General features: G+C 48.5%; 16 protein-coding genes. 13 read left to right on the plus strand and 3 right to left on the minus strand.

What is annotated here, in order from left to right; all coding sequences use genetic code 11:
- Position 1 precedes the first annotated feature (1 nt).
- The gene (locus FJQ58_RS15210; protein ID WP_139994861.1) at positions 2-1021 is read left to right on the plus strand and encodes a glycoside hydrolase family 130 protein; all 1020 of its coding nucleotides are present in this window, start codon (positions 2-4) and stop codon (positions 1019-1021) included.
- Positions 1022-1084: 63 nt separating this feature from the next.
- On the opposite strand, the gene FJQ58_RS15215 is transcribed toward FJQ58_RS15210, so the two are convergent.
- Entirely contained in the window at positions 1085-3415 is a 2331-nt protein-coding gene (locus FJQ58_RS15215; protein ID WP_238404071.1) for a helix-turn-helix domain-containing protein, read from the minus strand.
- A gap of 216 nt (positions 3416-3631) precedes the next feature.
- Here FJQ58_RS15215 and FJQ58_RS15220 point away from each other — a divergent pair, with 216 nt between their 5' ends.
- The 11 genes from FJQ58_RS15220 to FJQ58_RS15270 all read left to right on the plus strand — a co-directional run bounded on the left by FJQ58_RS15220 (position 3632) and on the right by FJQ58_RS15270 (position 14221).
- Positions 3632-4765, plus strand: a complete 1134-nt coding sequence (locus tag FJQ58_RS15220) for an amidohydrolase/deacetylase family metallohydrolase (RefSeq protein WP_139995004.1) — start codon at positions 3632-3634, stop codon at positions 4763-4765.
- Positions 4743-5855 carry a DgaE family pyridoxal phosphate-dependent ammonia lyase gene (locus tag FJQ58_RS15225; protein WP_139994863.1) on the plus strand — a complete coding sequence of 371 codons (1113 nt, stop codon included), beginning with the start codon at positions 4743-4745 and terminating at the stop codon, positions 5853-5855. The genes FJQ58_RS15220 and FJQ58_RS15225 overlap by 23 nt, the downstream gene beginning before the upstream one ends.
- A complete protein-coding gene (dagF, locus tag FJQ58_RS15230; protein ID WP_139994865.1) occupies positions 5848-6603 on the plus strand; it encodes a 2-dehydro-3-deoxy-phosphogluconate aldolase in 756 nt (251 codons plus the stop codon). The genes FJQ58_RS15225 and dagF overlap by 8 nt, the downstream gene beginning before the upstream one ends.
- Positions 6596-7609, plus strand: a complete 1014-nt coding sequence (locus tag FJQ58_RS15235) for a sugar kinase (protein ID WP_139994867.1) — start codon at positions 6596-6598, stop codon at positions 7607-7609. The genes dagF and FJQ58_RS15235 overlap by 8 nt, the downstream gene beginning before the upstream one ends.
- A gap of 10 nt (positions 7610-7619) precedes the next feature.
- On the plus strand, positions 7620-8342 hold the full coding sequence (locus FJQ58_RS15240) for a GntR family transcriptional regulator (protein WP_139994869.1): 723 nt from the start codon (positions 7620-7622) through the stop codon (positions 8340-8342).
- Between the two features lie 1136 nt (positions 8343-9478).
- Positions 9479-10903 (plus strand): glycosyl hydrolase family 28 protein, encoded by a 1425-nt coding sequence (locus tag FJQ58_RS15245; protein WP_139994871.1) that lies wholly within the window; start codon positions 9479-9481, stop codon positions 10901-10903.
- 117 nt (positions 10904-11020) lie between these two features.
- Positions 11021-12001, plus strand: a complete 981-nt coding sequence (locus tag FJQ58_RS15250; RefSeq protein ID WP_139994873.1) for an aldo/keto reductase — start codon at positions 11021-11023, stop codon at positions 11999-12001.
- Between the two features lie 119 nt (positions 12002-12120).
- Positions 12121-12534, plus strand: a complete 414-nt coding sequence (locus FJQ58_RS15255) for a cupin domain-containing protein (protein WP_139994875.1) — start codon at positions 12121-12123, stop codon at positions 12532-12534.
- 111 nt (positions 12535-12645) lie between these two features.
- Positions 12646-13437, plus strand: a complete 792-nt coding sequence (locus FJQ58_RS15260; RefSeq protein WP_139994877.1) for an ankyrin repeat domain-containing protein — start codon at positions 12646-12648, stop codon at positions 13435-13437.
- A gap of 66 nt (positions 13438-13503) precedes the next feature.
- Positions 13504-13722 (plus strand): helix-hairpin-helix domain-containing protein, encoded by a 219-nt coding sequence (locus FJQ58_RS15265; protein ID WP_139994879.1) that lies wholly within the window; start codon positions 13504-13506, stop codon positions 13720-13722.
- A 76-nt stretch (positions 13723-13798) separates the two neighbouring features.
- Positions 13799-14221 carry a DUF1801 domain-containing protein gene (locus FJQ58_RS15270; protein ID WP_139994881.1) on the plus strand — a complete coding sequence of 141 codons (423 nt, stop codon included), beginning with the start codon at positions 13799-13801 and terminating at the stop codon, positions 14219-14221.
- Positions 14222-14249: 28 nt separating this feature from the next.
- Here FJQ58_RS15270 and FJQ58_RS15275 read toward each other — a convergent pair whose 3' ends face one another.
- Together FJQ58_RS15275 and FJQ58_RS15280 are read right to left on the minus strand one after the other, a co-directional pair.
- On the minus strand, positions 14250-14477 hold the full coding sequence (locus FJQ58_RS15275; protein WP_139994883.1) for a helix-turn-helix domain-containing protein: 228 nt from the start codon (positions 14475-14477) through the stop codon (positions 14250-14252).
- A 10-nt stretch (positions 14478-14487) separates the two neighbouring features.
- Positions 14488-14970, minus strand: a complete 483-nt coding sequence (locus FJQ58_RS15280; RefSeq protein ID WP_139994885.1) for a DUF2975 domain-containing protein — start codon at positions 14968-14970, stop codon at positions 14488-14490.
- A gap of 240 nt (positions 14971-15210) precedes the next feature.
- Here FJQ58_RS15280 and FJQ58_RS15285 point away from each other — a divergent pair, with 240 nt between their 5' ends.
- Complete coding sequence (locus FJQ58_RS15285; protein WP_139994887.1) at positions 15211-15582, plus strand: iron chaperone; 372 nt, start codon at positions 15211-15213, stop codon at positions 15580-15582.
- The last annotated feature ends 21 nt before the right edge of the window (positions 15583-15603 follow it).

Below are 15603 nucleotides of genomic sequence, written 5' to 3' on the forward strand. Positions count from 1 at the left end.
CATGCAAATTACGAGACATCCAAACAACCCGATTGTTGTGCCGGGGGGATATGACTGGCGTAAGGTAACGGTGTTTAACCCGGCGGTTATCATTGATAATGATAAATTTTATATGATCGAAAGAACCGCGGAGTCGCTGACGCCGTGCAAAAACTTTTTGGGCTTGCTGGAAAGCGAGGATGGCGTGAACTTCACCCATGTGAAGGACGAGCCGATTGTAACGCCGGATATGCTCGGTTTTCCTTATGGCAGCGTACAGGACCCTCGTCTGGTCAAGATTGACGGTACCTTCTATCTGAATTATGCGCTGCGTCCGTGTGCGATGAGCTATTATCCGACAGGCGCGGGCGTGCCTGCCAGATCCATTCCCGAATACCCGGATGGCTGGGGGAAGGAGGAGGGGCATTGGCTGACTCGCTCCTCCATTTTGAAATCGCAGAATCTGCTGGATTGGGAGTTTGTTGCCGATACTACGCCGCTTGATATTAACGATCGAGACAATATTTTGTTCCCTGAGAAAATTAATGGCAAGTTCGTCCTGCTTCGCCGGCCGGAGGAATACGTAGGCGAGCAGTACGGGACTGAAAAAGCGGCTATGTGGATTACCTATTCCGAGGATTTGATCCATTGGGAAGAGCCAAAGCTCCTGATCAAAGGGGAAAATCCAGAGTGGGAATCCCGCAAAATCGGCGGCTCCACGCCTCCGATTAAGACTGATAAGGGCTGGCTTGTGCTGTATCATGGCGTGGACGAGGAGATTGTGTACCGTGTTGGCGCAGTTTTGCTTGATCTGGAAAACCCGGAGAAGGTGATCGCGCGTACCCGTCATTACATTATGGAGCCGGAGGCTTATTATGAGAAGTTCGGCTTTCAAATTCCTAATGTCATCTTTCCGACAGGCAATGTCGTCAAGGATGGGCTGTTATACATTTATTATGGCGTGACCGATACGGCGATTGCACTGGCCACCGTGCCGCTGGATGAATTGGTAGACTATATTTTGAACGAGCCGGCGCAATAACAGGAAAGTAGGGGCAAGTGATCCGGCTTTGGCCATTCACTTGCCCCTGGTCTGTTTTGGCTGTTAATAGGAAGGAGTATTGCTCTGGCAATGCTGCTTGCGGAATTGCCCCGGGGTTAACCCGCTGTCCTTCTTGAACTTGCGGATAAAGTTAGGGGCATCCAGATAGCCTACCTGCTCGATAATAATTTGAAGCGGATCGTTAGTAGCGATAAGCAGCCTTTTCACTTCGTTCATGCGCAGCAGCCAAATATAATGGGTAAAATTAATACCCGTTTTTTCTTTGAAGCTGCGGCTAAGATAAGAAGTGGATACGGAAAAACGCAGGGCAATGTGCTCTAGGCTCAGCGTATAATCAGCATAGTTCTGGTCCACGTAGGCAACCAAATCATCAATCAATGAGGGCTGGCTGGTTTCCGTCTGATGGTTGGCCTGCCTGCAAACTTCGACTGCCAGCATGGCCAGCTTGTTCTCAAATTCCTCCAGCGTGTCAAAGGATGCGAGCGCAGGCACGCGGCCAAACACGTCGCCCATGCTCAAATCGGCTGCGGTTCGTAAAATCGTGTTGAGGATGTCGAAGCATATCAGACGCAAGATAGGAACAGAAAGCGACTCCTGCTTGATTTCCTGCACCATGCTGGACAGCATAGACAGCGCTAGCGGCTCGTTTCCTTGCTTTAGGCTTTGCTCCAGCTTAAGGATCGTTTTTTTGGACAGCCAGAATGTGGTTTGCGACACGGCCTCCTTATTTTGGAGCTGGTCAAAGAAGGTAATGCCCGGCTCTCCCGGCTGCCGATAATCAAGGGCGGTAGAGGCTTCAATAAAGGACTGGTTGATCTTGGACAAGCTCGGATAAATGGTGCCTACGCCTATATGCGGCAGCGTATCCGTCTGCTCCAGCAGCATCGCCCGAATGTTCTCAAACAGGCGATTAACTGCAGCCTCTTGCAGTTCAGGCTCTTGGTCTGGCAGCAGCACCATAAGCGCAAAACGGTCGCGTACGGAAAATTCAACGCCGTATACTTGAGCGCCCAGCTCTGGAAATGACAGATGGCTGAGCAGCTCCAGCTGCAGCATATGATCCGGCTGCTGAGGCTCATCTTCCGGTGGAGAATCCCAAGAGAGCACGGCTGAGAAATAAACTACTCCCGCATCAGGCGGCTCAAGTCCCGTTTCCATAATCATCCGTTCGATTTCGGGATCGTTTGGTTTGCCATGCTTCAGCAGCAGCATTAGGCACTGATTGCGGACGTACGGCGTCTGCCAGTGAATGCGGGCCTTATAGTCGCGAAAGGTTTGGGTGATCCATTCCCATTCGTTGCGCACCTTGAGCGCTTCATCGCGGCTGTCGGTTTGCAGCCTGGCGAAGTCTATTAGATTTTTGATCGGATGATACTGGCGTCTCGCCAAAATAATCGCTACCACAATACCGGTCAGAGCCGCGATAGCAAACACAAGCATGATCAGGGTTTTGATGTGAACTACACTCTCAAAAAATTGGTAGGTTGGCATAGTGGTCGCGTAGCTCCAGCCGTTTTCGGTCGATTTCACTATGACGACGGATTGTGCCTCGCCATCCAGACGGATGCTGTGTATGCCTGTCTCAAGCACTGCAATGTCAGTCAGAGCTTCTCTAGTAAGCGGTGTTCCGATCGTATTGGAAGTCAGCACCTCGCCTTCGGGGGACAATATGTAGCTGTTGCCCTTGTACTGGTTGAGTATGGTGTCCATAAGGCCGGTAAGTTTGGCTTCTTTGAGCAGAAACATGACCGACCCGTAGGGGTAGGGGTCATTGGGCTTGATCGGGATGAGCAATGTAAGCAGAGCTTCCTCCCTCGAATAAATGGAGACGGGCTCGGCAGGACGAATAAGTGGAGCAACGGACTCGTTAAGCGCTTTCAATAAGCTTGCGCTGCTCCAATTATGATAGGCATATACCTTACTGAAGAGGGTTGTTGGATTGGTCATACCTTCATAGGAATAAATTTCATTCCTGTCATGGTAATAGAGAAAAAGCTGCTCCACAATGCTGCTGTTGGCCGTGTAGCTCGCGAGCGTGTTAATGCCTTCCCGGCTGCGATAGGGATCGCTCATCATATAGGGAGTCAAATGCTCGTCATAGGATATGCGGCTGGCGATTTCGTAGAGATCGGACATATGGCCGTCAATCGTCAGCTTGGCTTGCGTCAATTGATTAAGATTGGCGCGTTCAATTTCGGTGCGCAAATTGTAGGCTGCATTTTCATAAATAAAGATCGTTACGACTGTAAGCGGAATCAGAAACATGAAAATGTAGGAAGCCGCATATTTGAACAGCAGGCGAGACTTGTATTGGCTCCAATATTTGCTAATGAACTGGGTCAGTGTAGTTGCTTTTATTTTGAAATGATGCACAGGAACGCTCCTTTTTCTTGCAATATAGGAAGTATATCCTTAGGCTGTACATTCGCTATATTTCTCGGAATGAAACGCGCCGCGCCGCCAAAGGACGGCGATAGCCGTTTACCTTGACCTTGATCCATATAAACATTATAACGTTATATTTATTTTGATGCTAGATTGTGTTAAGCTGTTTTTGAAAAAAAGTTTGGAGCAGCTTTTCGAATGGGCATGGTTATTGAGCCAGAGAGGGGCAGAGATGAAGTGAAGGATTTTATTTTGCACAATGTCAGGCTATTGTCAGGCGAGAAGACGGCGATTGTAGTCAGCGGCGGGCGAATTATCGATATAGCGCCACAGCTCCCGGCAGATGCGGCAGGCTGCAGAATGGATGGCAGGGGAGCCTACGTTTCCAGTGGCTGGATTGATTTGCACGTTCATGCGGATGCCGCACTGGAGCCGTACGGAGATGAGATTGATGAGATTGGCATTTCGCAGGGCGTTGCCACGATTGTAGATGCGGGCAGTTGCGGAGCGGATCGCATCGGCGGTCTGCATGCAGCAAGCGAAAAAGCGCTGACCAACGTGCTTGCCCTGCTGAATGTATCGCATATCGGCCTGACACGGACGGATGAGCTCTCGCAGCTGGCCTGGTTAAATGAGCAGCTGCTGGGTGAAGCGGCTAAGCGGTATGGCGAATTTATTGTGGGCTTAAAGGCAAGGGTGAGCAGCAGCGTTGTCAAAGAGCAGGGAATTGAACCGCTGCGCCTGGCTCGAGGCTTTGCTGATCGGCTTGACTTGCCGCTAATGCTGCACATCGGCTCGGGGCCGCCTTCCATTACAGAGATTCTGCCTTATTTGCGCGGCAATGATATGATTACGCATGCTTTCAACGGCAAGGCTAACGGCTTATTTGATGAGCATGGAAGAGCGATTCCCGAGCTTGTCGCTGCAAGGGAGCGAGGCGTGCTGCTGGATGTCGGACATGGCACGGCAAGCTTCTCGTTCAAGGTAGCAGAGCGTGCGCGCGCGGCCGGAATTGCACCAGACACAATCAGTACGGATATCTACCGCGGCAATCGCTTGCATGGGCCTGTGTACAGCATGGCGCATACGCTTGATAAATTTCTTCTTCTTGGTTATTCGCTTGAAGAAACGATTGCACGGGTGACTAGCAGGCCCGCAAGCTGGCTGAAGCGCCCGGAGCTTGGGCGGATACAGAAGGGCGACATCGCCAATTTAACCATTTTCTCAGTGCAAGATGAAAAGGTGTCCCTGACAGATTCAGAGGGAGAAACTCGTGTGGGGATGCAGCATATCAGACCGGAAGGGGTAGTCGTAAATGGCAATTACATTGCAATCTAAATATGGCCTTAAGCGAGTTGTGAATGCCAGTGGGCGCATGAGCATTCTTGGCGTATCCGCTCCGACGGATAACGTGATGGAAGCGATGAAGCAAGGCGGCCAGAGCTATGTTGAAATCGCAGAGTTGGTAAAGCGTTCCGGCGAGCATGTCGCTTCAGTGATGGGCGCGGAGGGAGCGGTCGTTGTTAATTCGGCTTCTAGCGGCATCGCGTTGTCTGTTGCGGCTGTAGTGACAAGAGGCTCGGAGCGTTCCACCCTTCGGCTTCATCAGGATTCAATAGCGAAAAATGAAATCATTATGTTCAAGGGCCACAATGTCCAATACGGGGTGCCGGTCGAAACGATGATCTATTTAGGCGGAGGGAAACTGGTCGAGGTTGGTTACGCCAACGAAGGACGAGCGGACCATCTCGAGCAAGCGATTGGCGAGCGTACGGCGGCTATCCTATTCGTCAAATCCCATCATTGCGTGCAAAAAAATATGATAGGCCTGGAGGAAGCACAGCAGGTAGCCAAGCGTCACGGGGTACCGCTCATTGTGGATGCTGCGGCGGAGGAGGATTTGTACAGCTACGTTAAGCTGGCGGATTTGGTCATTTACAGCGGCTCTAAGGCTATCGAAGGCCCGACTTCGGGCATTGTGGCCGGTCGCAGTCCGTATGTGGATTGGGTGCGCATGCAGCTTCACGGAATCGGCCGAAGCATGAAGGTGGGCAAGGAGGTTGTTTTTGGCCTGTTGGCCGCTCTGGACGAATATCTCGTCAAGGAGGATAAAAGCGAGCAAGAGAAGCAGGCACTGGAAAAGCTGAAGGTGCTGTCGGATTTGCCTGGAGTGGCTGTAGCTATCGTACAGGATGAAGCAGGACGTTCCATCTTCAGAGGCCGGATTCGGGTAGATGCATCTATTGCGGGCATTGGCGCGGGTGAAGTGAACGATCAGCTTCGTGACGGGGATATTGCGGTGTATACACGGGATTATGGCGTGCGCCAAGGTTACTTTGATCTGGACCCGCGTTCCCTTCAGGGAGATGATCTTGCAGTAATCATTGAGCGGATACAACAAATCGTAGGAGGGACAACACATGTCTAAGCTGGAGAAACGCCTATATAGAAATAGAGCGGCACTTAACGTGCTGACAGGATCATTGGAAAATACGAAGCGGGTTTTCGCTGCGGCAGAAGGGCATGTCGTGGTTGGCATTTTGTCCAAAAGCTACAGCACGGTCGAAGCAGCCGTGGAGGCCATGCGTGTTCATGGATCGCATATTGAGGACGCGGTATCGATCGGACTAGGCGCAGGCGATAACCGCCAGGCGGCGGTTGTGGCTGAGATCGTTCGGGCATATGAAGGCGCGCATATCAATCAGATTTTCCCTGCTGTAGGGGCTACTAGAGCTAACCTTCAGGATCGGGCGGGCTGGATCAACGCACTTGTATCTCCATGCGGTAAGGCGGGCTATGTGAATATTTCAACCGGCGTCCACAGTGCGCCTCTGGAGCAGAAGGCGATTGTGCCTGTAGAAGCAGCCATTGCGTTGGTCCGTGATATGGGCGGCAATGCCTTGAAGTACTATCCGATGCATGGGCTGCGTTACGAGGAGGAGTACCGTGCCGTGGCGGCGGCCTGCGCCGAAGCGGGATTTGCGCTCGAGCCTACTGGCGGCATTGACATGGACAATTTTTCCGCTATCTTGGAAATTGCGCTGGAGGCGGGCGTGCCTCAAGTGATTCCGCATGTGTACACTTCGATCATTGATTCGGCTACTGGCGAAACAAGGCCTGAGCAGGTGAAACAGCTGCTAGAGACTCTTAAGCATTTGGTGGATAAATATGAGTAAAATTGCTGCGTTCGGCGAGGTCATGATGAGGCTTGAAACCCCTGGCTACAGCACGCTTGCACAGGAAAATCAGCTTAAATATTCGTTCTCGGGCACCGGTGTCAATGTCCTTTCAGCGATGTCCCGGTATGGCCATGAGGCTTATCTCGTTTCTGCGCTGCCGGACAATGCGCTCGGCGAGGCGGCTATAGCGAATTTGCGCAAGCTGGGCTTGTCCACCCGCCATGTTATGCGCTCGGGTAAATATCTGGGCATGTACTTTTTGGAGAAGGGCTTTGGCGCAAGGGCAAGCAAGGTAACGTATAACGACCGCTTAGGGAGCAGCTTTAATACGGCAACGTTTGGCGATCAGCAGCTGGCTGCAGCGGTCGCCGAGGCGGAGGTGCTCCACTTTTGCGGCATTACGCTGGCGATGAACGATCAGGTTCGCGGCAGCATGCTCCGCCTTGCTCATGAAGCCAAGCGTCAGGGGCGGAAGATTGTATTTGATTGCAATTACCGCCCTTCTCTGTGGGGAGAAGCTGGTTATGAGCGGGCAAAATACCATTATGAGCAGATGCTTCAGCTAGCGGATATCGTGATGATGAACGAAAAGGATGCCATGCTAGTGCTGGGTATGCCGACAGCTGCGCTTGAACGGGAGCAGCAGTTAAAGGAATTGCTTCCAGCAGTAGCGAAACAATATGATATCCAGATCATCGCGGGCACTCATCGCCGCATTAACGGAGACAATACTCATTCTCTAAAGGGATTTATATTCAGCAAGGACCGCCTCGTTATGGGCAGGGAGCATAGTTTCTCTGTGCATGATCGCGTAGGCGCGGGCGATGCGTATGCCAGTGGCATTATAGACGGCCTATTGCGAGGGCTTCCTTTGGAGCAAGTGGTTGAATTTGCAGCCGCAGCTGCAAGGCTGGCTCACACGATTCCGGGGGATACGCCGCTATCGACGCGCGAGGAAATTGAGAAGGCCATCCATAACGAGACAGGTGATTTGGAAAGGTAGGGGACTTTCGGTGTCCATTTCGCGAAAAAAAGGTCCGCTCTATTTGCAAATCAAAAAAATTATTAAGGATCGGATCATGCACGGCGTATACCCGCTTGGGACTTTCATTCCAGCGGAGCCGCTCTTGGAGCAGGAGTTTCAAGTGAGCAAGATGACCGTGCGCAATGCCATCCGCGAGTTGTCCACGGAAGGCTACGTCGAGAAAAAGAGCGGGGTAGGCACGATCGTGCTGCGCAATACATCCTCCACCAAACTATCCAAGGGCAAGCGCTTCACAGAGCTGCTAGTGGAGCAGGGACATCGCATGGAGAAACGGCTGCTCGGAGCAGAGATGGTGAATACGAAGGCTGACCCCGAACTGCTGGAGCTGTTCGGAGAGAGCTGCCAACGCATTGAACGATTGTATTTGCTGGATGAGCAGCCTTATATTCATTTTCAGCATTACATTACGCCGGGCGTCGCCATGGTGAAGGCTGAGAACGATAAAGGTGCCTTATTCTCTTCCTTATATGAATGGCTGGAGGAAAAGGATATCACCCTAGACAGCTTCCGTGATCGTTTTCTGGTAGAGTCGGCAGCGGCGGAGACCGCAGCGGTTCTAGGGCTGGAGCCGGGAGCGCCAGTGCTCAAGCGGTTGCGGCGCTCATATGACAGCGAAGGCAATCTCATTGAATACAGCATCGGAATTTACAACACGCAGCTGCACCCCTACTTAGTTAGCTATGATGCGTGAGTAGAGTTCGAAGCCTGCGCCTTTGTTCCATACGCGGAGCAGCAAGCTGGCTGTAATAAGGAAGAGCTGCCGTAGAGCACATTTGCTTTGCGAGAGAGCTCTTCTTTTTTTGTAAAAGTGTTTACTGCCAGCGTTGAACTGGTTGCAGCAGAGCGCCTTATTTACGGCGGGGCATGAGAGAGGGCGATACGCCTTCTCTTTTTTTTGCTCAGCGAGCCCAGAAACGCGCTGCATCTAGTTCGTGAAAGGCCAGCCGAAGGAGGGGCAAGCCACCTGCCACGCCGTAACATGAAGTGAATTCTTCAACGTCGTCAAAAAAGCCTCGCAAGACCGGCTAATGTTAGACAAAAAGGCATGGAGTCGGCCTTAAGCTTGTCGGAAATAAGCGGTGCGGGGGTTTGAATATTTTGATTATCGGTTTCGAAAATCGTACTTAAGAAGATAACGGAGATCGTTAATCTCCAATTGTTTCTAAGGGTGTTTATTTAGGTTTTTGATGTGTTTGAAGAATTAGCTGGAATTTCTCCCTCTAATTCAGCATTATTTAATTGGTAAATAAAATAACAGGAATTAGTCCCGTTAATTTAGCCGTTTCGTTTAGTTATCCGCTATTCTGAAGGAATTAACAGGAAAAATTCCAGCTAAGCGTCAATAAAAGCTGAAAGGGTTCAAATTAACGTGACAAATTCCCGCTAATTCAAATGGAGAGGTGCCGCAAACAAAGAAGAAGCGAAGATGGAGCGAAGGAGGAATTTTGTAAGGTACCGCTTGTGCTGCATGTAGCCGGTTTTGTATTTCCGTCAATGAGAATCATCCGATAGGCTATTTATTAGTAAACGAGCCGTGTTGGATTTTATAGGGAGAGGCTGTTAAGCATAAAGAAAAGTTCCGGGTAAAGCCTGCGCTCCCCGCTCGCTCTGCGAGCATAAAAGGGAGATGGGCTTTTTTTTTCGTTCCCTTATTCAAGCATTATAATTTCATTCTTTTGAAAATCGTTTCCTATAACAATCGTTTTCTCTCGTATATAATAAAACAAAATGGTATTTTAAAGACTATACAGATCATCCACTCATTGAGTATAGAAGACAGAAAGAGTAATCACGAACTGAAAGTTAAGATCTGGAGGACAAGCTAGTATGGAAATAGATCAACTAATCACCTATTCCTTTCCTAAGGAAATGCCAAGAAACGCTGATTATACGGTACGTGTGCGGAGGCCAGAGGGGGAGTGGGAGGAGCTTGACACCCTTCTAGTTAAGGTGGATATGCACCAGGTTAGGGAAGCTTCTATGTCACGATTTGATTTTGCCGGCGTGGTAGATATCGAGGTTACCTGCCATAGGGAGTCGATCGAGCAAGTCGAGATTCGGCCGTTATCATCAGCTTTAATACCTGTGGTTGAAGGGGAACGAATTATCCGATTCAGTTTGGATCGCCCCCAAAAACTGTCCATTGAGATCAATGGCGACCGTTTTCATAATTTGCATCTATTTGCCAAGGCTGTAGAGGAGGGACCGCCTGATCCGACGGACCGAGGCGTTGCCGTCATTGAGCCAGGCATACATCGTACGGAAATATTATTTGCCAAATTAAAGGACCAGGTACATACGTTATATTTTAAACCAGGCATGCATCATATTGAACAAGTGCTATTAAGCATTCCTTCGAATATTTCCATTTATTTAGCCGGGGGATCTGTCCTTGTCGGATCTATCGTTTGCGACAGGGTGGAGCATGTGAAAATTAGCGGCAGAGGATTAATCTATTTATCGGACTTTGGAAGATTTTCCGCATTTCGTGGAGTCCGTATCCAATACTCGAGTCATATCGAAGTTTCAGGAATTGCCGTCATTGATCCACCGCATTACAGCATTTACTTAGGACAAGCTGAGCGTATTAAAATAAATGACTTTGAATCATTCAGTACGCGCGGGTGGTCGGATGGGATCGATATGATGTCCTGCTCCTATGTAGAAATTGATAATGTGTTTATGCGCAATTCGGATGATTGTATTGCAATCTATGGCCATCGTTGGGGTTATTACGGGGATACACGATATATTGCTGTTAGAAATTCGGTACTATGGGCAGATGTTGCTCATCCAACGATGATCGGTACGCATGGCGATTATGATGCAAACGGGGATATAATTGAAAATATTTTGTTTGAGAATATCGATATTTTAGAACATCATGAGCCGCAAGAAGGATATCGCGGTTGCTTAACCATTAATGCAGGAGATAAAAATATCGTTCGCAATGTGGTTTATCGCAACATTCGTATCGAACCATTCGAGCAGGGAAGAATTATTGATATTCGAGTGGTCTGGAATAAGGATTATAACCCGGTACCAGGCAACTGTATTGAGCATGTGTATTTTAGCCAAATTCAATATGCAGGCAGCGATACGCCAGCTTCATCGATTATCGGATTCGACGAGTCCCGTATGGTAAAGGACGTATTAATCGAAGAGTTTTATATGAACAAACAGAAGGTGACGGATGCTGAAGCGGGGAAAGTGAACATTGGAGCATTCACAGATCATATTCGTTTTCTTTAGGGAGCACGATGCCTAAGACATCTGTTTTCTCAGAGATCATAAACAATGACTAAGCTTCTGTTCACTAAATAACAAATCTCAATCATCTAACTACGACTTGGAAAGTGGGAATATAAAATGGAATATGTGAAGCTAGGAAATACCGGATTGGATGTCTCGCGTCTCTGTCTTGGATGCATGAGCTTTGGCTTAGCCGAGCGGTGGACACATCCGTGGGTACTTAATGAAGAGAATAGCCGTCCAATTATCAAAAAGGCTTTGGACTTGGGCATTAATTTTTTTGATACGGCTAATATATATTCAACCGGATCAAGCGAGGAATTTGTGGGAAAAGCGTTGAAGGATTATGCCAATCGGGATGAGATCGTCATTGCGACGAAAGTTCATTTCCGAATGCATGAAGGCCCTAATGGTGCAGGCCTTTCCCGAAAGGCAATTATGAGTGAAATCGATAAGAGCTTGAAGCGGCTAGGCACTGATTACGTTGATCTGTACCAGATCCACCGATGGGATTACAACACGCCGATTGAAGAGACGATGGAAGCTTTGCATGATGTAGTGAAGGCAGGGAAAGCAAGATACATCGGGGCATCAGCCATGTACGCATGGCAGTTCCTTAAGGCGCTGCATGTTGCCGAGAAGCATGGATGGACCCGATTTGTATCCATGCAAAATCATCTTAACCTCATTTACCGTGAAGAAGAGAGGGAGATGATGCCGCTTTGCGCGGAAGAAAAAATCGGTGTTATTCCGTACAGCCCTCTTGCTTCAGGAAGATTGGTACGTGATTGGTCCGAAACCACACATCGTTCCGAAACCGACCAAGCTCAGAAAATGAAATACGATGCAACGGCAAATATGGACCGATTGATCGTAGATCGTGTAACTGCGATCGCAGAAAAACGCGGCGTTCCTCGCATTCAAATTGCACTTGCCTGGTTATTGCAGAAAAAACCAGTAACCGCACCCATTATCGGTGCTACGAAATTGCTCCATCTCGAAGAGGCGGTAGGTGCTCTTGCGATTACGTTAACGCAGGATGAGATTGCGTCGCTAGAAGAGCTATATGTTCCCCATCCTGTAGTTGGCGCGCAGTAAGAAGGAAAGAAAAGAAGGAATTATTCGCTCTACACCACAATAAGCCTGAGCTAAAGAGTGTTGCTGTTATCCTAACCGAAGATGGACCAACTAAATGAATGAGACAAGGAGATTAAAAAATGAATCAAGCAAAAGATTTATCGGAAAGCGTGATCTTCCCGAAAGGCCAAAAAATCACAAATAACTATTTCGTTGGAGGAGCTTGGCTGGAGATGCTCGTTCCTTCTGATTCTCCCCTACATTGCCCGATTGGCAATGTAACGTTCGAACCTGGCGCAAGGAACAATTGGCACAAGCATCCAGGTGGCCAGATTCTGCTTGTTACTGGCGGCACGGGATATTACCAGGAAGAAGGCAAGCCAGCACAAGTGATTCGTGAAGGCGATGTCGTACAAATCCCTTCGGATGTGAAGCATTGGCATGGAGCGGCAGCGAATAGCTGGTTTACACATATTGCGATAAGCACCAATATCCATATGGGCGATACCGAATGGCTGGAACCTGTATCGGATGAAGCGTATGGAAATTTATAATGACAGGCTGAATTGACGGGAGAAGGGTAGGAGGCGGGAGCCATACAGGAATTAGGTTGGAGGACAGTGTCAGATATAGGTGGGATTACATTTGCATGAGGTGATTTGGATATGGAATTTATTCACGAAGATGAAGCGCTGGCAGTAACCGTTACGAGAGCAATTCACACTGGCGATATTCCATCGTTGAAACGACTTCTTGCCGAGAATCCGGGCTTGGCTAAGGCAAGAATTATCGGCAAAGGCAGTAACAACGACAATAACGTCAATAGCGGTGAAGCATCCCGAACCCTTTTGCATATCGTGACCGACTGGCCCGGCCACTTTCCTAACGGCTCTGCTACTGTAAATGCATTAGTCGAGTTTGGTGCGGAGGTGAACGCTCGCTTTACGGGATCACACGCCGAGACACCGCTACATTGGGCTTCGAGTTGTGATGACATTGAAGTGCTTGATGCGCTGCTTGATGCGGGTGCCGACATCGAAGCGGCAGGTGCAGTGATTGCAGGCGGCACACCGCTAGACGATGCAGTAGCGTTCGCGCAGTGGCGGGCAGCGCGTAGGTTGGTTGAACGTGGAGCGCAAATCGCACTCTGGCATGCAGCTGCGCTTGGGCAATTTGAAGCAATTGAGGCCTACTTCGCGGGTTCCAAGCTTTCAGAGCGTTACCCTTGGGGAGCAAGCCGCTCTTCAACTCCGGACAAGATTGCCGTCGCTTTCTGGTGTGCTTGCCATGGTGGACAACGGCGTTCGGCAGAGTACCTTCTTGGCCGTGGTGCCGAACTGAACTGGATCTCCGCTTGGGATGGATTGACCCCGCTTGATGCAGCGAAACGAAGTTCTGCTGCCGAACTTGTTCATTGGCTGCATAGTCAAGGCGCCAAATCTGCCAGCGAATTGTGAAGCATGAATGATATGCAAGGCACAGTGTATACTGGGATCTAAATTCATCGATAAAGGAGTAGGGTTATGAGCCATATCGATCAAACAAAACCAGAATCTGATTTGCCCAAAATCGGTCAGCCTGCACTACGTGCACTCTCCAACGCAGGCATATATAGACTTGAACAATTTACGAAAATAACGGAAGCAGACCTATTGAAGCTGCATGGCGTAGGGCCTAAAGCGGTGAGGATTCTGATTGAAGTGCTCAAAGAAAAAGGACTGTCCTTTGCTAAGCAAGGTTAACAAACGAATAAACGGAAATAGCCCAGTCTTGTGAAACCGCACGATACAACGTAAGAAGAAAGGAGCTTTACACCTCATGTACGAACAGAAAACAAAAGAAACCGACAACAGCGTCATCGAGTTTCTTGATCTTATCGAGAATGAGAAGAAACGCGAGGACGCCTATAAGCTCTTAGCTATTTTCACAGAAGCAACGGGCTACCCAGCCAAGATGTGGGGACCGAGCATCATTGGGTTTGGTTCCTATCACTACCGCTATGACACGGGCCACGAAGGGGATGCACCGCTGGCAGGCTTCTCGCCTAGAAAAGCAAAAGTCAGCTTATACTTTGCGACCGGGGACACGGAAAGGGCTGCATTGCTGCAAAGCCTTGGCAAACATACCGCGGGCAAAGCCTGTGTATATATCAATAAAGTAGCGGATATTGATGTTGCTGTACTGAAAGAATTGATAGGCCAATCGGTTGCCTATCTGAACGAGAGGTATCCGAAGGCTTAAAAGGAAGCCGATGATGAGGGCGCCTTTTTTAACCGATAGTGGTGGTGTCTTCGTCACTTTTGTATTCTAAAATATCGCCAGGCTGACAATGTAAAGCTTTGCAAATCGCCTCTAGGGTGGAGAAGCGAATCGCTTTTGCCTTTCCGTTTTTCAATATAGAAAGGTTAGCCATTGTGATTCCAACCCTCTCTGAAAGCTCGGTTACGCTCATTTTTCTTTTAGCCAGCATTACATCAATATTGATTATGATCGCCATGTTATTCACCTCAGACCGTCAAATCATTTTCTGATTTTATTTCAATAGCTTCTTTTAGCAGCTTTTGGAGAACAGCAGCAAAAACAGCAATGACCATGGAAGCAAAAATGATGACCAATCCAATGACGATGACGCCCGGGGCATCGTCCATTTCTGCGATGAGATAGAAGAGCGGCATGCCTACCGCATATAAGATGCTGATTATGAGTGCGCAATATTTTATATTTTTTAAAACCTGCACAGATAATTCCGAGAAAGCATTGTTCTTGTCAATGTAGCCTAATAGCTTAAAAGCTTGGTACAGAGCAATGTAAAAAGGTATCGCGGACGCATACAGATCGATGAAAACAAGAGATTTGATATAAGTCATATCCGGATACAGCTCTGCTGCAAAATTCGCGATTTCTGGCACCAGAAATATACATAATGCAAGAACTGGAATTCCAATCAAAATAACAGCTGCCTTTAAAAAAAGCGTTGTTCCTCGATTCATGTAAAGCCCCTCACTTATGATTGAATTTGATTTGACTTTAACATGAGTCTTATCGTTTATCAATAATTTTTTTTCTTAATTAGATAATATATTGTTGTTATAAGGATCTTCTCTTTCGAAACCGCATGATAGCCCTTTCCATCGTTTTGACTATCTAGCGTGTAAAATATATAGTTGAAAAACAGGCGTTCTTCAAGAGCCTCTTTAAGCGAAATCCTATTATTTTCAGGAGGGAACAACATGGAAGTATTTGCAGACTATTTAGCGAAAATAGATCATCCGGATCACCAGGCAAGAACGGAAGAGGTATTGGCGTGGGTAACGGAGAAATTTCCGAATTTATTGCCGAAAATAGCATGGAAACAGCCTATGTTTACCGATCACGGCACATACATTATTGGCTTTAGCGTTTCCAAGCATCATTTGGCCGTTGCCCCTGAAAAGGCTGGAATGGCTCAGTTTGCTGATTCCATTGTGCAGGCTGGCTATGATCACACGAAGCTGCTGGTGCGAATTCAGTGGAATCAACCGGTTGATTACGCTTTGCTTGAGCAAATGATTGAGTTTAACATTTTGGATAAGGCAGATTGCTCCACTTTTTGGCGGGAATAAAAATAGGACAGCCCGTAGCGC

This window comes from Paenibacillus paridis (assembly GCF_006345825.1).
Lineage (GTDB): Bacteria > Bacillota > Bacilli > Paenibacillales > Paenibacillaceae > Pristimantibacillus > Pristimantibacillus paridis.